This window comes from Collinsella sp. CLA-ER-H8, assembly GCF_040092335.1.
GTDB lineage: Bacteria > Actinomycetota > Coriobacteriia > Coriobacteriales > Coriobacteriaceae > Collinsella.
In genome coordinates this window covers 65,312-83,949 of the sequence record NZ_JBBNLU010000005.1, presented here as the reverse complement: position 1 = coordinate 83,949, position 18,638 = coordinate 65,312, and the positions used below count along the sequence as shown (strand labels likewise).

Below are 18,638 nucleotides of genomic sequence, written 5' to 3'. Positions count from 1 at the left end.
CAATGGCAATCAAGAAGCTGATCCTTGATCTGGATATGGGTGTTGACGATGCGATGGCGCTGGCCTATGCCATCGCGAGCCCCGAGGTGGAGCTCGTGGGCATCACCACGTGCTTTGGTAACGTGCGCGTCGAGCAATCGGCGCACAATTGCCTGGCGGTGCTCGATCTGCTGGGTCGCCCCGAGGTTCCGGTGTACCTGGGTGCCGACCGTCCTCTGCAGGCGACTGAGCCCTATACGCCGCCGGCGTCCACCGCGCTCATTCACGGCAAGAACGGCATCGGCGGCGCGAGCGTGCCCGCGTCGCCCTACGAGCCGGTGGGGGCGACCTCGGCCGACGGCAACGCTGCGGTCGATTATCTGATCGATGCCGCGCGCACCTATGGTCCCGATCTGGTCTACGTGGCGACTGGCCCGCTCTCCAACCTGGCGCTCGCCCTGGAGCGCGATGCGGCGGCGATGATGTCCATCGGCCGCGTGGTCGTGATGGGCGGCGCCCTTACCGTGCCCGGCAACGTGAGCGCGGGCGCCGAGGCCAATATGGCGAGCGACCCCGAGGCAGCCGACGCGGTGCTGCGCTCGGGCCGTAAGCTCACCATGGTGGGTCTGGACGTGACGCATCGCGTGGTGCTCACACGCCGCGACATTGCCGGCTGGACGGGCTCGGGCACCATGGCGGGCTGCGCATTTGCGAGCATGGTCGAGCACTACATTGGCTCGTACGAGATGAACGCACCCTACCTGGGTGGTTGTGCGCTGCACGATCCGCTGGCCGTTGCCGTGGCGATCGACCCCACGCTCGTAGGTGCGCTCGGCTGCAACCTGCGTGTTGATCTGCTGGGCGAGTACCGCGGTCGCACCATCTGCGATGAGCGCCGCCTGTCCGATCCGGACAAGAGCGCGCTTGTGGCACTGACCGTGGATGCTCCGCGCTTCCTGTCCGAGTTCAAGACGCGTATGGCCCGTGTCCTTGGCTAAGTTGTCTTTTTGGACGGGGCTTTTTTGACTGGTATGATTGGTGCGACCATTCGAACCAGCTAAAAGAGCCCGTCCCAAATTGACTACCGAGAGGATCTGCCATGGAGCGCATTGCGAGCTTTTCCGTTGACCATCTGTTGCTTGAGCCCGGCGTGTATGTGAGCCGCATCGACCGCGATCCGGCGACCGGGGCCGCCGTCACCACCTTTGACCTGCGCCTGACCACGCCCAACAAGGAGCCGGTCATGAACACGGCCGAGTGCCACACCATCGAGCACCTGGGCGCGACGTTCCTTCGCAATCATGCCGAGTGGTCGGGCCGCATTGTCTACTTTGGCCCCATGGGCTGCCGCACGGGCTTTTACCTGGTTGTGTTTGGCGAGGTGACGAGCGAGGAGATCCTGCCGCTCGTGCGTGAGCTGTTCGAGTTTGTCGCCGGCTTTGAGGGCGATGTCCCCGGTGCCGCTCCCGAGGAATGCGGTAACTACCTGGACCAGAACCTCCCCATGGCCAACTGGCTTGCGCGCCGCTACCTCGACCGCGACCTGGCCGATATCGACGAGAAGCACCTGCACTATCAGCAGGCGTAAGGGCTTTATCGCCCAAAACGCGCGCATTGGGCGCCTTCGCTTATGCGGGGGCGCCTTTTTGTTGATTGGTCGGGACGAGCGTTCAAAATCGCTCATGTTTGTTCTAGAATGTTCGTATAGTCACATTTACAAACAGGAGTGAACATGCATATCTACTCTGTCAACGATCCCGAGTTCAAATCCTATGGCAACGTTTGGGATGACGTTCCGTCCGAGCTCACGTCGCCCGTGCTCGAGGCGCTCTCTGCCACGCCCATTCCCGAGGGCAGCAAGTACGTAGCAAGCGCGCCGGAGCTCGAGGGTGTCAAAGATGCCGATAAACTGGGCTTTCTCATGTTTGGCGGTCGACCCTTCCAGCTGGGCTGGTGCAATGGCCACAACACGCAGCTCAACTGCCTGGAGTATCACCGCGCCAGCGAGTTTAACCTAGGTGCCCGCGACTTTATCCTGCTCGTGGCGCATCGCTGGGAGATCGAGGACGGCAAGCTCGATACCGCGTGCGTCAAGGCGTTCCGCGTGCCGGCGGGTACGGTTGTCGAGGTTTTCAACACCACGCTCCACTACACGCCCTGTATGGTCGACGAAGGCGGCTTCCAGGTGATGGTGGCGCTGCCGGCGGGCACCAACGGCCCGCGCCCCGAGGCTGCATCCGACATGCCTGCCGCCGGTGACAGCTACTGCTACTGGAAGGCCGACAAGTGGGTCCTCTGCCACGCCGACAGTCCCAAAGCTGCCGAGGGCGGCTACGTAGGCCTCATCGGCAAAAATATCGACATCACCGTGGACTAGCGCATCGCCCCAAACCACCACAAAGGTGCCTGTCTCCTTTGCGGTGGTTTGGGGCGGGCGGATATCGGGAAGTGCCAGACGGGGGAGGCTGCCGGGCGCCTTGCCGTCTGCGGATTTTGGGACATGCGGCCCGCTTTTTCGACCCATCTGTCGGTACACTAAAAGCACTATGGGTACCTGCGAGCGACATATCGGCCACGCGGCCGCCCGATCCGCACCCGTGGCGGATCCTATGGGTGGCAGGCTCTTCGCCATGCCGCGATTCCTTGTTGGCATAACACATCGGGTATACCGTCACCGCGTCTTTGCTATCGCCGGCGCCATCACCGCGATGTTCCTCATGCTTTTGGCAGTCTTACCGGCGCTGTTCGCCTTCGACCCCAAACTTTCTAACGCCGCGCCCGCCTATAGCGAGGTGTCCGAAGAGGTCGTGGATGCGCTTGTCCATTCGAGCTCTCTCCCGCTGCTTGTCGCCGCAATTATATTTTCGATCTGGGGCGTATCGGTCTATCTGCGCTGTTTGGACTATGTGTTGCGCCGCCGCCTTGTTGCCGTCGCCACCATCTGCGCCCTGTGGATGATCGAAGTCATTCTCAAGTACAAGTCGTTCACGCCGTTCTATGCCACCGTGCTGTGGTACCTGTACTACGTGCCCATGACGCTCATTCCGCTGCTCTACCAGTTGTGTGGTCTGCGCCTTGCGGGCCTGGAGCAACACCGCCTGGGTCGCCGCTACTGCGCTGCGCTGTGGATTATGGCTATCCTGCTTATCGGATTTGTGCTCACCAACGATTTTCACCAGCAGGTCTTCCACTTTGACCGTACAAGCGACACCTGGAGCAACGATTACACGTACGGCTGGGGTTATTTCGCCGTCCTCGTGTGGACGGCCTTTAACTTTGTGGCCTTTTTTACCCTGGTGGGCCGGTCCTCGTCCTTTCGCATCCAACGTTTCTCGGGCACGGCGGCGCTCGTGCTGCTGGGCGGCGCGTTCTTTGCCATCTCATATGCGTTGCGTGTGCCCTGGGCATGGAGGCTCAACTTCTCGCTCGTCTATTGCGTCTTGTGCGTGGCGGCGATGGAAATCTGTCTCGATTGCGGTGTCATTCCGTCATATCACGACATCGCCGGCATTTTCGACACCTTGCCGCTTGACCTCAAAGTTCTAACGCGCGACCTGCAGGAAGTCTATGCCACGCCAGTGTCAAAGCCAATGCCGGTAGGCGTGCGCGAGGAGTTGCGGACCCAGGCGCACGGCCGCGCCCATGCCTTTGCCGTGGCGTCCGATCCCGATGTGATGTACCGTGCCTTTCCACTGCTGGGCGGATCGGCCCTGCTTGCCCAAGACGTGTCGGATCTCAACGAGCTTAACCGTGAACTGGCACATCGTCGCATGGAGCTGCAGCGTCAAAACGAGCTGCTCGCCGCCGACTACGACCTTAAGACGCACCTGGCAGACCAAGAGGCCGAGACCTTGCTGGTCCAAGACGTGGACCAGGCGCTTGCCCGCGCGCTCGAAGGGATGTACGACCTGCTGAGCTCGCTACCGCCGTTGACCGATGAATCGTCTTCGCACGAGCGTTACCGCATGCTGCAGCGCGCCAAGATGCTCGTCGCCTATTGCAAGCGCAAGGGGTCGCTCACGTTGGCACAGCACGGGGAGAGCGGTTTTGATCGTGACCGCATTCAGCTCATTGCCAACGAGCTCGCAAGCGACCTGCGCACCATCGATATCGATTGCGCCTCGATTATCGCCATACGGCGCCCGATGCACGCCAGTACGGTAAGCGCCCTGTACGACTGCGTGTATGACTTTGCGTTTTTTGCCTACACCACCGACCATCCGGCGCTTATGTATCACTTGGGCGATCATGACCGATGCAGTGTCGAGCTGCGTGCCGCGCTTTTTTCCAACGATGATGCAGATCTTTCGCAGACGCCCGCTGCGCAAGAGCTCGAAAGCGCTCTGCAAGGGCGCAACGTGGCATACCGCCTTGAGGGCGAGCCCGGCCAGCTGCGCATGATCGTCTTGATGCCGAGGGCGGGTGAGTGACGATGCAGATTTCGCTCATTCTTCCCCAAATCGTTGCGCTCGATGTTGTCTTTGCCCTGGCTGCGTGTCTGCAGACGATCCACGTCCCGCTCATCGCATCGCGCCGCTCGTCCTATAACCGTAAGGTGATTTGTGCCTACGAGGCGAGCCTTGTGCTTCACCTAATTATTTCGGCGCTCATCTTGTTCGCGTCGTCTGGCTCATATCTGGTGGCGCCGCTTGACGTTTGCGCCAGGGCAATGGGCGGAGCGTTGTGGCTCAATGCCGTGATCTTTGCCTACGGCATGGTGCTTATGGTGCACTATCGTCGCCCCGTCATGCTGGCCGAACTGTTGCTCGTTGCCGCCGTGACACCGCCGGTGGTGCTTGCCATGGGCTCGGCGTGGGCCACGGTCCTTATCGCAGAGGGAGCGTTTTTCCTGTTCCGCTCCATTGCGGCGCTCTTGATGGATGTCCGCAACCGCCAGGAGGATATCACCGCGTTCTCGACGATCGAAACCATCAACGTGATTCCCGTGGGCATCCTGTATCTGGACCCGAGGGGCCGTCCGCTGCTCATGAACCGCTGCATGCGAAAAACCTGGTGGAGCTTCATATGCCCACCGACCTAGGCGATATGAGCGGTACATGGAACGACCTGCGCAAACTCAGCATGCAAATGCCCGAAAGCAGCCAGAACCGCGTGCGGATTAATCTGGACCGCTTTGGTGAGGCGCGGGCGGTGGTCGAGGTTTCTCCCGCCGAGATTCGCTTGTTTGTGCACGATGACGTTATGGTTTCGGGCCGCCTCTTCGAGCGCATTATCGGCCTGGATGTAACAGAGTATGCGCATGCTCATGATCGCCTGGCGCAAGCCAACCACCTGCTTGAGCTTGCGGGCCAAGAGCTCCAAGCCCAGATCGAAGAAGTCAAAAAAGTTGCTGACAATGCGGCCTATCTGCGTATGCGCGCTCGCGTGCACGACGTGATCGGGCAGCGCCTGTCCATCCTCCATCGTTATCTGGAGGAGGGGCGCCTGGATGACGAGTCACTCGAGCAGATCGACCCGCTGCTGCGCTCAATCGCTGCCGATCTGCGCAGCGGGGGCGACACCGAACCGGCAGAGCAACTGGGAGATATCGTCCATGCCTTTGGCCTGGTGAGTGTGCAGATCGATGTTGAGGGTGCGCTGCCTGAGGACGCGCGTGTCGCCGCCGCATTTTTGCAGATTATCCGCGAGGCCTCGACCAATGCCACCAAGCATGCACAGGCGCATCGGGTCCACGTGCGTCTGTGGCAGGAGACGTCGGAAGACGGTGCTGCTGCGCGGATGACCGTTTCTAACGACGGCGCGCCTGCACCCGTATCGTATCGCGAGGGAACGGGTATCCCAGGTATGAGGCATGTCGCACAGAATCTGGGCGGCAGCCTGGAAGTCCACACCGCCCCGCCCTTCACGCTTACGGTGTCCATCCCGCTCGCCTCCAACGCCACGGTCCAAAGGAGAAGTTCATGATCCGCGTCCTTATAGTCGAAGACCAGGCCATCCTGCGCGAGAGCCTGGCACGCTCCGTTGGAGACCAGCCCGATATGACCGTTGTTTCCGCCATTGCCGATGCTTCCGAGGCCTTGGGTGTCGCGCTCAAGGAGCGCCCGGACATGATACTGATGGACGTATGCACCGAGCATGATTCCAACGGCATCGTGGCGGCGGCGCGCATTAAAGAACAACTGTCCGAGTGCCGCGTCATTATCATGACGGGTATGCCCGAAATCACCTTTGTGGACCAGGCGCGCGAGGCGGGCGTCGACAGCTTTGTGTACAAGAACGTCGGTATCGACGAGCTATTCGCCGTGATGCGCTCCACGCTGGCGGGTTACTGCACGTTTCCCAAGCCGCCCGAGAGCATCTTCTCGGGCACGGCGGCCCTCGACGATGTCGAGCTGTCGATCTTGCGCCTTGCCTGCGAGGGTAAGAGCCGCCGCGAGATCGCGGCCGAGCTGTTTATGAGCGAGGGCACCATCAAACGCCGCATCTCGGAGATTCTCAATAAGACCGGCTACGACAACATCATGCGCTTGGCCGTGCGCGCAGTAACGGAGGGCAGCATCGTTCCCAATATGGAGCGCTAGCGCTCGTTACGCATCGGCATAAAGCGGCGGGGCCGCAGGATCAACTCCTGCGGCCCCGCCTGGCAAGTGCGCGGATGTGTCCGCCAATCCGCGGCTGATGTTACGTGTCGCTACGCGATGGTCGCGGTGTAGGAGGCGACGTCCTCATAGGAATCGGTCAGGTAGGCGTCGATGCCGATGGTCGTATTGACGAGGTCGTCAAGGCTGTCAAGCTCGCCGCTCGAGAACGTGAATTCCTCGGTGGCGTTGGTGCCGGGCATCAGGTGAGCCGAGAACCAGGGTTCCTTCATGGTGCCGTTGACGTTGGTCTTGCCAGAAGGAGCGTGGAAGGTCAGGTCCTTGTCGCTCTTGTTGGTGATGTTGACGACAAAGCCGATGTCGCCCCAGTCGTCCTTGAACTTCTCGGTGATGGTGATGGTGCACAGGTCGTCATCGGCGACGGTGACGGCGGGGGAGATTTCGATGCTCTGGACGTCGTCGTCTTCGACGGCCTCATCGATCTCTTCTTCCTTCTCGGCGTTCTCGCGATCCTTCTTCACCGTACCGGACAGATCCTTGTCGGACTTCGTAAAGATAAGCTTGTCGCCTTCCACCTCGAGGACGAGCTTGTCGTCCTTGAGCTTCATGTCATGCGACTCGTCTTCGGCGGTGATGGTTACGGTGGTGGCGTCCTTTGCCTCCCATTTAAGGTCCATGACTTCAAGGAACAGGTCGAGGGCACCTGTACCGTCCTCATCGAGAATCAGAACACAGTGGACACCCCAATTCTCGAGCATCTTCATGTACTCATCGGTCAGCTCTTCGCCATCCACGGTTCCACCCGAGAGTTCCCAGCTGCCGACGAAGTTGGCCTTGGGGTCCTTGCCGCCGCCGCTGCAGCCCGTCAGGGCAAAGGCGAGCGCCAAGATACATGTCAGAAATGCGAGTACGGACTTTTTGAACGTTGTCTTCATGGTGTCCTCCTTTATCGAACGAAACCCATAGAAGCAAATGCGGGGGTGGCGGATTCCCCGCCAATTACCAGATAGAGGGGCTAGGGCCGGGGCGTTCCGCAGTTGCTGCAGAACTTGTCGCCGTTTTCGCTGCCGCAGTTGGGGCAGAACCACTTTGCCGGTGCCGGGGCGGGTGCGGGACTGCCGCACTCGGAGCAGAACTTGCCGGTGTTGGTGGCACCGCAGCTGCAAGTCCACGTGCCGGCCGCAGGTGCGGCGGCGGGAGCCGGTGCGGGGGCGGGAGCCGGAGCCGGCTGCGGGGCGGCCTGCTGCTGTGCCTGGCCGGCGGCGAACAGCTGGCTGGCGTTCATACCGCCCATGCCGCCTGCCATGCCCATGCCCATAAAGCCCGCCATCGCGCCGTTGGGGTTGGCGGCTGCCGCGCGCATTGCGTCGCTCTGGGCGCTGGCAATGTTGGCTGCCGCCATAGTGGGATCGCGCATGACCGCGGCTTTCTGCAGGTCCTTGATCATCCGCTCGTCCTCTTGCGAGGCGGCGATGGAGTTGACGCCAAAGCTCACGATCTCGACGCCGCGCAGGTCACGCCAGTCGGCAGAGAGGACCTCGTTGAGCGCACGGGCGAGCTCGGTGGTGTGGCCGGGGATAGCGCTGTAGCGGATGCCCATCTCCGAGATCTTGGCAAAGGCGGGCTGCAGAGCGGTGAGCAGCTCGGACTTAAGCTGGCTGTCGATCTTGTCGCGCGTATAGCTATCGGTCACGTTGCCGCACACGTTTGTGTAGAACAGCAGCGGGTTGGTGATGCGATACGAATACTCGCCGTTGCAGCGCACGGAGATGTCGACGTCCAGGCCAATGTTGTTATCGACCACGCGGAAGGGCACGGGCGAGGCGGTGCCGTACTTGTTGCCGATGATCTCCTTGGTGTTGATGAAGTAGACGCGCTGGTCCTTGCCCGCGTCGCCGCCAAAGGTAAAGCGGCTGCCGATATTGGCGAAGGTCTCCTTGATGGAATCGCCCAGGTTGCCGCTAAAGACGCTCGGCTCGCTGCCGGTATCGAAGACGAACTCACCGGGCTCCAGCGCGACTTCGATGATCTTGCCGTTTTGCACCACGAGCATGCCCTGGCCGTCGTTGACGGCGATGACCGAGCCGTTGGAGATGACGTTGTCCTCGCCGCGCGTGTTGGAGCTGCGGCCACCGGTGCGTTTGCTGCCCTTGCAGGCCAAGACGTCGGCAGGCATCGATTCGCAATAGATAAATTCCTTCCACTGGTCGGCCATGACGCCGCCGGCAGCTCCCAATCCAGCTTTCAAGAGTCCCATGGTGATCTTCCTTTCTCGTCAAAGGCCGGGTGGTATTGGTTGGATTGCTTAGTCGTCCTTGTCGTCTTTCATGACAACGGTGGTCTCGGTGTGGCTGAAAGTGTCGTGTTTCTCGGTCAGGTCGAGCTCGCCACAATACTCATCGGCACAGGTTGCTTCGTTGGCCGTCTTGAGCTGGCCTACCAGTAGCACGTCTCCGATAATCACGATGATCAGCGGCGCGATGATATTGATGAGGATGCCCTCGATATCAAAGGTGAGGTAATCCGGATCGAAGGCGTATTCCCCCATAAAGAGAATCTGGGAGAGGATAAATCCGATCATAAAGAACAGCACCGAGGCGATGGCGAGCTTGGGCTTGGAGCAGGGGAGCTCGCCGACCAAGCGGCCGGTCTGTCCGTTCATGGCAAACAGGTAGCTCTTGCCGTTCCACGAGGTGGAGAGCATCCAGACGGGGAACAGGGCGTAGTCGCTGTCTTCCCAGGTGTAGTCGAGCTGCTTGCTTTCGACCGTAGCATCGTCGTATTCGTCGACGACGGTCTCGCGCAGGGCCGAGATCGTGCTTTCTTCCATACGGCGCTCGGCGCGCGCCTTGCAGGTCTCGCAGTCCTCGTCGTAACGGTTGGCGATGTAGCCGGGCATATATGCGACCGAGAACGGACGCAGTGCGCCGTAGTCAAACGGCTCGATGGCGTCCATGTGGCCGTCGGGCATCTTGGACGATCCGTCGACGGGCACGCGCTCAAACGAGATATTGCCCTTACGGTAGGCATCGTAGTGGTCGGTGGTCGTGACGGTGCGGTCGGATTCCTCGGTCACGGTCTCGTTGGTCGCGTCAAAGTACACTTCGCCGTCAACGCGGGCGCCGTAGAGCCAAAACGGCACGTAGACACCTTGGACCTCGTCGATGTGGTTGCCGGTGACAAAGCTCTTGGGCAGCAGGATCTTGCCCTTGTAGTGCTCCTTGAGTGCGGCCGTGACATCGTCGCGTCCGAGCTTAAACGGGATCACCAGGTCGGGCGAGAAATCGCCCGAAAGCTGACCGGGCGCCACGGCGGAGTTGCCGCAGTACGGGCAGGTGGTGACGGCGACGGTGCCGTCGGACACGAGCTCGGCGCCGCATGACGAGCAGATGTAGCAGGCGTTTTGGGCGAGCTCCTGCACGGCATCGTCGGCAGCAGGCTTGGGGGCCGCGGCTGCGGCATCGGCTTTGGCATCTGCCTTGTCCTGGCGCTCGCGATAGAGGGCCTCGACTTCTTCGACTTCAAAGCGCGAGTCACAGTAGTCGCAGACGAGCTTTTGCTCGGCGCTGGCAAAATGCAAGGGGCCACCGCAGGCAGGGCACTGATGGTTAACGCTCTCGAAGGCCATGATCGGTCCTTTCGCTGCCGGAGGCTATGCGCCGATGGCGCCGCCGCAGTATTCGCAGCGCCCACTGGCATCGGGAATGGTGGTTGCACCGCAGAAGGGACAGGTGACCGCGGTCTTGGGGGCCTTGGCGGCCACGACGCTGTCGCGCGTTTCCTGGCGCAGCTGCACTAGCGCGTCGCGGACCTCGGTTGCCTGGCGCTTGGCCTCGCGGTATTCGATGGAACCGCGCTGCTCGATGGTGGAGTCGTTCACGCGCAGGTTGATTTCGGTAAAGTACGGCGTGTTGACGTGGATGGTCAGATTAAAGTCGTAATCCAGGTCGTAGCGCGGCGGGTTATAGCTCTCGCGCTCGCCGTCTTTGGTCTCGCGATAGATCTCGGTGCGATGCTCGTCGATATCCATATCGCAGCCGAGTACCTGCGAGAACTCGATGACGTCGGGGTTGGCGTCGCGCCAGCGGCTCTGCGAGGTAATGATCAGCAGGCCCGCGTCTTCGTCGAGCATGATGTTGGTGCGCCCGGCAGAGAGCGTGCGCGTGGGGTTGAACGAGGCCAGGCGCTCGGCATTGGCCTCGCGGTAGGCGAGTTGCTCGCGGATATCGTCCGCGGTGCTGGAGCGATAGCCGTGGAAGTAGGGGGAGAGCTTGCCGGCGCACTCTTTGCACAGGTAGCCTTCGTGGATCTTGGTCTTTCCCAAAAGTCCCAGCTCGGTACCGCAAATCGCGCACTCTTTCTTCTCGAACATCTTGTCAAAGAAGCCCATGGCTGCCTCCCATCAACAGGTAGCGTGTGTCACTTTTGATGATGGGGGAGTGCGCGATCTTTCACGATACCCAGACGGCTCAAGGAGTCTCCACAACTGGGACACATGGCCCATTTTTCATCCGACACATAGGGACACTCCTTGCTGCGGGTAGTCATTGGGCACTCATTGGGGACGTACTTAAATGAGTGGCAGTTGGAGACACTCCTTGCCGAGCTAGAGGCCGCGCGTGTCCCTTCTGGTCCATGAGGCTCAAAACCGCGGTGTGACGTGAACGGCTGGGGTCAAATTTGCAGCATTTCGAGCTCGGCTTCGATATTGAGACTGGTTCTTTATTAAAATAGTTTTCCAGACAATTGAGCGGCTGGGGGTTAACCATGAGGGACATGGGAGATACAACCGCATATCTGCGTCGGGGCATTCGGGAGATTATATGCCTGGCGCTGTTCTTCTTCACGTTTTTGGCGTGCGAGTATCTTTTTGATGCGCGCATGGCCGAGTTCGTGTCTCCGGACGAGGTTGTTATTTATGAGAGCCTTGTTATCGGCGCGAGCGTGATTGGCTTTTTTGTGCGTCCTATTATGTACTATCGCCGTCCCCATGCCATTGAAGCAACGAGTGACGTTACGGGCATTTTGCTGGTGGCGGCATTGCTGCTGTTGATTATGGCAGCTCAGGTCGAGGTGGTAATCGTCGGCGGTTTGGTGGCGTGCTGCGCGCTGGGCTACTGCGGATCGACTGCTCACGCAAACTTTGCGCGACGCTTTGCGCGGACGCCCTGCTTGGCGCGCGCCGCAGCACTTTCCTATGCCATGGGCGTTCTGGTACAGGTGTTCAACCACATGGTGATGCCTGTCGGTATTCCTCAGCAGGCTGTTCTGGTCGTTTGTGCGATCGTGCAGGTGGCGTTGCTCCACGGTGCCCGACGCGCCAAACTGCGCGACGAGTCCGATCCCAACTTTGAACCCAGCGTTGCCGGACTTTCGGTAGATGCTTTGGAATATGGCGCCAAGTGGCAAGACGATCCCAAGGCAAAGGCGGCATTCCGCCGCGCCGTAGTTCGCCTGACCGTGGCGACGGTGTATCTTTCCGGCGTATTCGCCGCTCTCAACGCTGGCCTCACGACCTTGCATGCTGTCGGAGCCGTCGATTTGGGCGATTGGCCGCGCCTACTGCTTGTCGTGAGCTCGTTGGCCGCTGGCGTCCTATTTGACCTGCACGGCCGTTCGTATATGAATATCGGCATGACATGCGCCGCCATACTGTCCACGCTTTCGTTCTTTGTGCTCATCGTCGATGGCAATGGCGGCAACGAGCTTGCTGCCACGATCATCTTTTATCTGGGCTCGGGCTTTTTCGTGGTGTTCTTTACCACAAAATATGCCGCCGTCTCGCTCTATGCGCGCTGGTCATATTTTTGGCCGTGCATGGGTCGCGTCGTCAACAACGTGTGCTCGATGTTCGTGACGGCGCCGGCAGTGGCGATTATCTCGAGTCAAAACGTGCTGGCTGCGGTCGGTGCGGCGCTCGTGATGTTTGTGGGTATTGCGATTACGCTGCTGGGGCAGTTGGGGCAACGGGCCGATGATGTCGTGATGCAGGACGGCCTGCCGCTTGCCACCGACGATCTTGGTGGGGATCTTGCGCCCACATGCTCCGACCCCGAGCCCGTGGAGGCAGCGGAGCTCACGTCCGATGAACGTCTTGATGCCTTCGTTGCCACCTTCGAGCTTACAGAGCGCGAGCGCGATATTCTTGAGGCCTTGGTCGTTTCGGACCAGAGCGTTCAGGACATCGCCACAACGCTCTTTCTTTCGCGCTCCACGCTCTATCGCCACATTTCCTCGATCAAAAAAAAGGCCGGTACCGCCTCGCGCGTGGCCCTCATCAACTTCTTCTGGTCCTGGACACCCAAGGACTAGCTAATCTCCCAATAAGTTGCGGTGGAATAGTCCCTAAATTAAAGTCACGGGGCTTTAAACAGGAACTATTTCACCGCAACTGCTGGGGGGATAGACTGCGGCGGCGGCAGAGGCAACGGCAGCGGCGTTGGCAGCTGTGGTAGTGGCAACGGCAGCTGGCAGGGTGTTTTCCGTCTACTTGCTACAGCAGCTCGCCGTGGCGGGCAATGTAGCGGCGCTTCGCCAGCTGGGTGAGCGCGATATAGGCGGTAACGATGCCAATGAGCAGCCCAAAAAAGCTCGTGGGCAGCGGCATGAGGCCGAGCGCATCGGCGATGGGGCTTGCCGGCAGCCAGGTGACGAGCGCCAGGCCCAGCACGGTAAGAACGCACAATGCGGGCGCGGCGTGGTCGCGCGGGCTCGGCAGATGCTGGGAGCGCAACATGTGGACCACGAGTGTCTGCGACCACATGGACTCGACAAACCAGCCGCTCTGGAAGAGCGCAGCAAAGGTCGCCATACCCGCGACGTCGCCCGCGGCGGCAAGCTCGGACCAGCTTGCGTCCACGGCGGCGGGGCACACGACAAAGAAGAGCGCGGCGAAGGTCACGATGTCAAACAGCGAGCTCACGGGGCCCAGCTCGAGCATAAAGCCCTTGATGGACGCGGCGTCCCAGGCACGCGGGCGGGCAGTCCAGGCGTCATCGACGGTGTCCCACGGCAGTGCGATGCACACGATCTCGTAGACCAGCGATAGCAGTACCAGCTGCAGGGCGCTCATGGGCAAAAACGGCAAGAACAGGCTCGCGACGGTCACGGACAGCACATTGCCAAAGTTGGAGCTCACCGTGGTCTTGAGGTACTTGAGCAGGTTGCCGTAAGTGCGGCGGCCTTCGATGATGCCGCGCTCGAGCACGCCCAGGTCCTTCTGAAGCAAGATGATATCGGCGGATTCCTTGGCAATATCGACGGCCGAATCGACCGAGATGCCGCAATCGCTCGCACGCATGGCGGCGGCGTCGTTGATGCCGTCGCCCATAAAGCCCACGGTGTGGCCGAGCATCTCGCGCATGACACGTACCAGGCGCGCCTTCTGCAGCGGCGAGAGCTTGGCGAAGAGGTGGGTTTTCTCGGCGCGCTCGGCAAGTTCGGCGTCATCGAGCGCATCGATACCAATCTGCTCGCAGACGGTGGCGGCGACGCGGTCGTTGTCGCCGGTTAGGACCTTGACCGCCACGCCCTTGGCCTCGAGGGTGGCGACGGCGCCCGCGGCACTTGCTTTGGGCGGATCGAGGAAGGCCAAAAAGCCCATCAGCGCCATGTCGCACTCGTCGGCGATGCCAAACTCGCCCACGCAGCGCGGATTGGTCTTCTGCGCCACGGCAATTACGCGTAGGCCCTCGGCGTTAAGTCCGGCGATCTGCTTGCGAATCTGGGCGAGCCTGTCTTTGGTGAGCGGCTGAGCGATGCCATCGATCTCGACAAAGGAGCAGATCTCGAGCATTTCCTCGGCGGCGCCCTTGGTAAGCATCTGGGTTTTGCCTTGGGCGTCGGCGACAACTACGCTCAGGCGACGGCGCGAGAAATCGAAGGGAACCTCGTCGACCTTGGTGTAGCGGTCGCGCAGGCTCTGGCCCAGCATGGAATCGGGTGCGACGGTCGAGGGCGTCACATCGGCACGGTCGATTACGGCCAGGTCGATAAGATTTTTGAGGCCGGTCTGGAAGAAGCTGTTCAAAAACGCATGGCGCAGCACGCGCGCGTCCTCGTTGCCATCGGTGTTGAGGTAGCGCTCGAGCACGATGCGGTCTTCGGTGAGGGTGCCGGTCTTGTCGCAGCACAGGACGTCCATCGCTCCGAGGTTTTGAATCGCCGGCAGCTCCTTGACGATAACCTGGCGACGGGCGAGGTCCTTGGCGCCCTGCGACAGGCTCGTGGTCACGATGACGGGAAGCATCTGCGGCGTGATGCCCACGGCCACGCTCGTGGCGAACAGCAGCGCGTCGATGACGTTGCCCTTGGTGGCGGCGTTGATGGCAAAGACGGCCGGCGCCATAACGAGCATCAGGCGCACCAGCAGCATGGAGACGCTCGAGACGCCGCGGTCAAACGCGCTCTTTTCGCCGCGCCCGTTGAGCATCTTGGCGATGCCGCCCAGGTAGGTGTCCGAGCCGGTGGCAACGACAAGCGCCATGGCGGCGCCGTTTTGCACGGAGGTGCCGGTAAAGACGATGTTCTTGCAGGCAGAGAGTGGCAGTGCGGAGCCGTCGGCGCCCTCGACGACGGTGACGGCGGTGGTCTTCTCGACGGCCTCGCTCTCGCCGGTGAGTGCGGACTCGATCACAAACAGGTCGCGCGCGGTGATGATGCGGGCATCTGCCGGCACCATATCGCCGGCAGAGAGACGGATTACATCGCCGGGGACGAGCTCGTCGAAGGGGATCTCGATGCGCTCGCCGTCGCGCAGGGCGGTGCAAGTGTTGGAGACCAGGTCCTTGAGGGCCTCGGCCGCATTGCCGCTGCGGGCTTCCTGGATAAACTTCATGCCGCCCGATACCAGCAGCATGGTGCCGATGACGATGACCGTGGAGGGGTCGCGCTGCGGTTCGGGCACGGCGAGCACGTCGATGTAGAGCGAGACCAGTGCGAGCGCGGCGAGGATGCCGGCGAAGGGATCGATGAACGCGTCGGCGATGCGGCGGGCGAGCGTTTTGGTCGTTGCCTCGATGGTGTTGGGGCCGACGGCGTTCAGGCGCTCAGTTGCCTGCTCGACGGTGAGGCCGTTTGCCGTGGCGTCAAGCAGTACGAGGGCGTCCTCGGCACTATGGGTGGCGGCGAATATGGTGTTCTTGGACAGGCCGGTATGAGCGGCAGGGCGCGCCGTGCGGCGGCGCTTGGAGATGGCTTCGAGTACCGTGACGGTTTTGAGCATCAGCATAGGGTCCTCCTTGTTGAGGGGAGTTAGCGTACGTGTCGTATTTGCTTCAAAAAACCTAGATGTCGCTCACGTCAAGCTCTTGAGCCCACAAAGGGTGCAGCGCGCCTTTGCGGTGGTTTTGGCGATCTGCCGGTGGCGTTTATGCGTGTGCGGAGTCCTCGCGGCGTGCCGAGGGCGACATGCAGGTTTTTCGACTAGGACTGCCTTCCATGGCACACCTCCTAAAGGCTGAGCGCAGCGCGCTTTGGGTATCTCGTACCCCTTTTTAATCCGCCCGTATTCTTGATGAGGGGGTTTGACATGTCAACCCCATTGTTCGGAAAACCATTCCCCCTGACAAAGCCTTTACAGAATGCCGTGGCCCCAAAGCGCGCCCGCATCGACGCTTCGCCTGCGCTAAACTGGAAGGCACGTACGCGATTACGAGAGGAGCCCGCATGGAGGCTTACAAGCAAGAGTTCATCAAGTTTATGGTCGAGTCCGACGTCCTTAAGTTCGGCAGCTTTACGCTCAAGAGCGGCCGTCAGTCCCCGTTCTTTATGAACGCCGGCGCTTACGTGACGGGCTATCAGCTCAAGAAGCTGGGCGAGTATTACGCCCAGGCCATCCACGATAACTTTGGCGACGACTTTGATGTGCTGTTTGGACCGGCCTACAAGGGTATTCCGCTGGCCGTCGTGACCGCAATTGCCTACCACGAGCTGTACGGCAAGGAGGTCAAGTACTGCTGCGACCGCAAGGAGGCCAAGGACCACGGTGCCGATAAGGGCAACCTGCTGGGTTATGAGCCCAAGGACGGCGACCGTGTGGTCATGGTCGAGGACGTTACCACCAGCGGCAAGTCCATCGACGAGACCTATCCCAAGGTCAAGGCTGCTGCCGATGTCGAGATCAAGGGCCTGATCGTGTCCCTCAACCGCATGGAGGTCGGCAAGGGCGGTGTGACCACCGCGCAGAAGGAGATCGAGGCCAAGTACGGTTTCCCCGTCGCGAGCATCGTCTCCATGGCTGAGGTCGTCGAGACCCTCTACAACCACGAGATCGACGGCAAGGTTGTCATCGACGACGAGCTCAAGACCGCCATCGACGCCTACTACGAGCAGTACGGAGCACGTTAGTTACGGCGTTTTACCAAACGCCGTAACTGCTCGACGCTGCGCGGGCCGCATTTGGACAATCTGACGTTCAACTTCAAGGGCGCGACCAGAAGGTCAGCGCCCTTTCGTTTCACGTCACCTTGTCTCAAATGCGACCCGCTCGCTGTCCGTTCTCTACCTGCGGCGTCGTCTTGCTCCGAATGCGGCTCGCTCGCTGTCGTTGCCGAAACATCGGCGTTGCCGGACTAGTCATTGGGGACGTTCATAAATGACTACTCAGGAATGAGCGTGGATAATCTCCCGTTTTTGGCCTGTGTGCAGGCTCAAAGTGGGAGATTATCCACGCTCGCTTTAATTTGCCTGGGTTGCGATGCCTATCTAATCGGCTCGGCGTCTTCCCTGAGAATCGAAAGATACTCTTCATACCCGTACTGCCGGTATCTCTGTCTTGACTCGTCGAGCGGACGGAGGATACCCAATTCTTCAAATGATTTGACGAGCGAGCTCGCGGTACTCCTGCCGATATCGAGTTGGGCAGCGATGAATGCGGTGTCGACGATGGGGTGCTCTTCAAGAATGCCCAACAGCCTTTGCCCGTTTGCAGCGGTCCTTCCGAGATTTTCGGTAATGGTTGCTGTGGAACGGTTATGGAGGTCAACAAGGTTTTTTAAAGACCCTACCGAGTCCTTCGCACTCTCGAGAAGACTGTTGCAGAAAAACTCTATCCATTCCTCGTAAGTGCCTCTCTCCCTTACGGATGTGAGTTGCCGGTAGTACTCGCTTCGATTTTTCTTGAACTGGAACGATGGATAGAACAAGCAAGAATGAAGAACGCCATCATTGATGAGCATAAGTGTAATGAGAAGCCTGCCCAGGCGACCGTTTCCGTCTAGGAATGGATGGGCAGTTTCAAATTGGTAATGGACGAGCGCCGCCCGCACAATCGGATCCATTTCGACTTGAGGCTCATTGATAAAGCGTTCGAGGTCCTGGAGCGTGTTACTCAAATCTTCAATGTTTGGAGGGACAAACGATGCGGTTGCAATGGTGCAGCCTGAGGGGCCAATCCAGTTTTGTGAGGAGCGCAGCTCGCCTGGATTCTTCTCCGTTCCGCGCACTCCGTCCAGCAGGACCGCATGAACTTGCCTAAGAAGTCTCGTGCACAAGGGCATCTTTTTGAGCAGTTCTACGCCGCGGTCGACAGCACGGACGTAATTCACGACGTCTGCGACATCTTTATGATGGAGTTGTGTTTGCGATGGACTAAGTAGGTCGTCAAACGTGCACTGGGTTCCCTCAATTTGCGAAGAAAGGAGTGCTTCTTTGCGCACGTACATTGTCAGATACATATCGGCGTTGGGAACAAAGTAGAGCATGCCTTCAAGCTCTCCAAGCTTTCGTGAGCATGCGGAAAGCGTGCGATAGGTTTCCTCGGTGAGGTTTAGCTGCCTCAATGATTGCAAGGGCGTTGGAAAAAACGAATAGTAAGCCAATTTCCCCGATAGATTATTGCGGAGCGTTCCCTGGCCGTTCTCCTCGATTTGCATCGCGCCCTCCATATCTTTAGTGCCGGAAACTCGTTATTAGGCCAATCATATCAATTCTAATAACGAGTTTAAGGATTAAATAGTTATTAGAATTGATGTAAACAATCTAATAATGAGAAGTCGTTATTACTTGACCATGGAGCTCGGCTTGGTACAAGGGGGGTTATCCAAAATGAGAGCGGATAATCTCCCGTTTTTGGCTCGGTGACGGCCTCAAAGTGGGAGA

The 18,638-nt window shown here is 59.9% G+C and carries 15 protein-coding genes; 9 read left to right on the top strand and 6 right to left on the bottom strand.

The genetic code is table 11. The features are described from left to right. The first annotated feature begins 2 nt into the window (after positions 1-2). The 7 genes from AAAX72_RS04685 to AAAX72_RS04655 all read left to right on the top strand — a co-directional run bounded on the left by AAAX72_RS04685 (position 3) and on the right by AAAX72_RS04655 (position 6,521). On the top strand, positions 3-977 hold the full coding sequence (locus tag AAAX72_RS04685; protein WP_138374336.1) for a nucleoside hydrolase: 975 nt from the start codon (positions 3-5) through the stop codon (positions 975-977). Between the two features lie 101 nt (positions 978-1,078). After that, positions 1,079-1,567 (top strand): S-ribosylhomocysteine lyase, encoded by a 489-nt coding sequence (locus AAAX72_RS04680; protein ID WP_055310646.1) that lies wholly within the window; start codon positions 1,079-1,081, stop codon positions 1,565-1,567. Between the two features lie 144 nt (positions 1,568-1,711). Continuing rightward, positions 1,712-2,356, top strand: coding sequence for a DUF4867 family protein (locus AAAX72_RS04675; RefSeq protein WP_349129286.1), 645 nt, complete (start codon positions 1,712-1,714; stop codon positions 2,354-2,356). 253 nt (positions 2,357-2,609) lie between these two features. Then, positions 2,610-4,409, top strand: coding sequence for a histidine kinase N-terminal 7TM domain-containing protein (locus AAAX72_RS04670; RefSeq protein WP_349129284.1), 1,800 nt, complete (start codon positions 2,610-2,612; stop codon positions 4,407-4,409). Beyond that, a complete protein-coding gene (locus AAAX72_RS04665) occupies positions 4,406-5,020 on the top strand; it encodes a hypothetical protein (RefSeq protein ID WP_349129283.1) in 615 nt (204 codons plus the stop codon). Before AAAX72_RS04670 ends, AAAX72_RS04665 begins: the two co-directional genes overlap by 4 nt. Beyond that, on the top strand, positions 5,005-5,904 hold the full coding sequence (locus tag AAAX72_RS04660) for an ATP-binding protein (protein WP_349129282.1): 900 nt from the start codon (positions 5,005-5,007) through the stop codon (positions 5,902-5,904). Before AAAX72_RS04665 ends, AAAX72_RS04660 begins: the two co-directional genes overlap by 16 nt. After that, positions 5,901-6,521, top strand: coding sequence for a response regulator transcription factor (locus tag AAAX72_RS04655; RefSeq protein ID WP_349129280.1), 621 nt, complete (start codon positions 5,901-5,903; stop codon positions 6,519-6,521). The genes AAAX72_RS04660 and AAAX72_RS04655 overlap by 4 nt, the downstream gene beginning before the upstream one ends. Before the next feature lie 110 nt (positions 6,522-6,631). Here the strand turns inward: AAAX72_RS04655 and AAAX72_RS04650 are convergent, their stop codons facing one another. The 4 genes from AAAX72_RS04650 to AAAX72_RS04635 all read right to left on the bottom strand — a co-directional run bounded on the left by AAAX72_RS04650 (position 6,632) and on the right by AAAX72_RS04635 (position 10,929). Beyond that, positions 6,632-7,474, bottom strand: coding sequence for a hypothetical protein (locus tag AAAX72_RS04650; RefSeq protein WP_349129278.1), 843 nt, complete (start codon positions 7,472-7,474; stop codon positions 6,632-6,634). A gap of 80 nt (positions 7,475-7,554) precedes the next feature. Beyond that, a complete protein-coding gene (locus AAAX72_RS04645; protein WP_349129277.1) occupies positions 7,555-8,796 on the bottom strand; it encodes an SPFH domain-containing protein in 1,242 nt (413 codons plus the stop codon). Positions 8,797-8,844: 48 nt separating this feature from the next. Then, positions 8,845-10,167 carry a hypothetical protein gene (locus tag AAAX72_RS04640; protein WP_349129276.1) on the bottom strand — a complete coding sequence of 441 codons (1,323 nt, stop codon included), beginning with the start codon at positions 10,165-10,167 and terminating at the stop codon, positions 8,845-8,847. Positions 10,168-10,191: 24 nt separating this feature from the next. Then, positions 10,192-10,929, bottom strand: a complete 738-nt coding sequence (locus tag AAAX72_RS04635; protein ID WP_349129275.1) for a DUF4428 domain-containing protein — start codon at positions 10,927-10,929, stop codon at positions 10,192-10,194. A gap of 386 nt (positions 10,930-11,315) precedes the next feature. On the opposite strand from AAAX72_RS04635, the gene AAAX72_RS04630 reads away from it, so the two are divergent. Beyond that, positions 11,316-12,851 carry a helix-turn-helix domain-containing protein gene (locus AAAX72_RS04630; protein WP_349129274.1) on the top strand — a complete coding sequence of 512 codons (1,536 nt, stop codon included), beginning with the start codon at positions 11,316-11,318 and terminating at the stop codon, positions 12,849-12,851. 181 nt (positions 12,852-13,032) lie between these two features. Here the strand turns inward: AAAX72_RS04630 and mgtA are convergent, their stop codons facing one another. Next, the gene (gene mgtA / locus AAAX72_RS04625; RefSeq protein ID WP_349129272.1) at positions 13,033-15,768 is read right to left on the bottom strand and encodes a magnesium-translocating P-type ATPase; all 2,736 of its coding nucleotides are present in this window, start codon (positions 15,766-15,768) and stop codon (positions 13,033-13,035) included. 437 nt (positions 15,769-16,205) lie between these two features. On the opposite strand from mgtA, the gene pyrE reads away from it, so the two are divergent. Further along, positions 16,206-16,886, top strand: coding sequence for an orotate phosphoribosyltransferase (pyrE, locus tag AAAX72_RS04620; protein ID WP_148332521.1), 681 nt, complete (start codon positions 16,206-16,208; stop codon positions 16,884-16,886). 353 nt (positions 16,887-17,239) lie between these two features. Here the strand turns inward: pyrE and AAAX72_RS04615 are convergent, their stop codons facing one another. Then, the gene (locus AAAX72_RS04615) at positions 17,240-18,412 is read right to left on the bottom strand and encodes a Fic family protein (RefSeq protein WP_035136612.1); all 1,173 of its coding nucleotides are present in this window, start codon (positions 18,410-18,412) and stop codon (positions 17,240-17,242) included. Between the last annotated feature and the right edge of the window lie 226 nt (positions 18,413-18,638).

Bases quoted from the DNA above. Each gene is read 5' to 3' on its own strand.
- AAAX72_RS04685 (WP_138374336.1), top strand. From the start codon at position 3: ATGGCAATCAAGAAGCTGATCCTTGATCTGGATATGGGTGTTGACGAT.
- AAAX72_RS04680 (WP_055310646.1), top strand. From the start codon at position 1,079: ATGGAGCGCATTGCGAGCTTTTCCGTTGACCATCTGTTGCTTGAGCCC.
- AAAX72_RS04675 (WP_349129286.1), top strand. From the start codon at position 1,712: ATGCATATCTACTCTGTCAACGATCCCGAGTTCAAATCCTATGGCAAC.
- AAAX72_RS04670 (WP_349129284.1), top strand. From the start codon at position 2,610: ATGCCGCGATTCCTTGTTGGCATAACACATCGGGTATACCGTCACCGC.
- AAAX72_RS04660 (WP_349129282.1), top strand. From the start codon at position 5,005: ATGCCCACCGACCTAGGCGATATGAGCGGTACATGGAACGACCTGCGC.
- AAAX72_RS04655 (WP_349129280.1), top strand. From the start codon at position 5,901: ATGATCCGCGTCCTTATAGTCGAAGACCAGGCCATCCTGCGCGAGAGC.
- AAAX72_RS04650 (WP_349129278.1), bottom strand. From the start codon at position 7,474: ATGAAGACAACGTTCAAAAAGTCCGTACTCGCATTTCTGACATGTATC.
- AAAX72_RS04645 (WP_349129277.1), bottom strand. From the start codon at position 8,796: ATGGGACTCTTGAAAGCTGGATTGGGAGCTGCCGGCGGCGTCATGGCC.
- AAAX72_RS04640 (WP_349129276.1), bottom strand. From the start codon at position 10,167: ATGGCCTTCGAGAGCGTTAACCATCAGTGCCCTGCCTGCGGTGGCCCC.
- AAAX72_RS04635 (WP_349129275.1), bottom strand. From the start codon at position 10,929: ATGGGCTTCTTTGACAAGATGTTCGAGAAGAAAGAGTGCGCGATTTGC.
- AAAX72_RS04630 (WP_349129274.1), top strand. From the start codon at position 11,316: ATGGGAGATACAACCGCATATCTGCGTCGGGGCATTCGGGAGATTATA.
- mgtA (WP_349129272.1), bottom strand. From the start codon at position 15,768: ATGCTGATGCTCAAAACCGTCACGGTACTCGAAGCCATCTCCAAGCGC.
- pyrE (WP_148332521.1), top strand. From the start codon at position 16,206: ATGGAGGCTTACAAGCAAGAGTTCATCAAGTTTATGGTCGAGTCCGAC.
- AAAX72_RS04615 (WP_035136612.1), bottom strand. From the start codon at position 18,412: ATGCAAATCGAGGAGAACGGCCAGGGAACGCTCCGCAATAATCTATCG.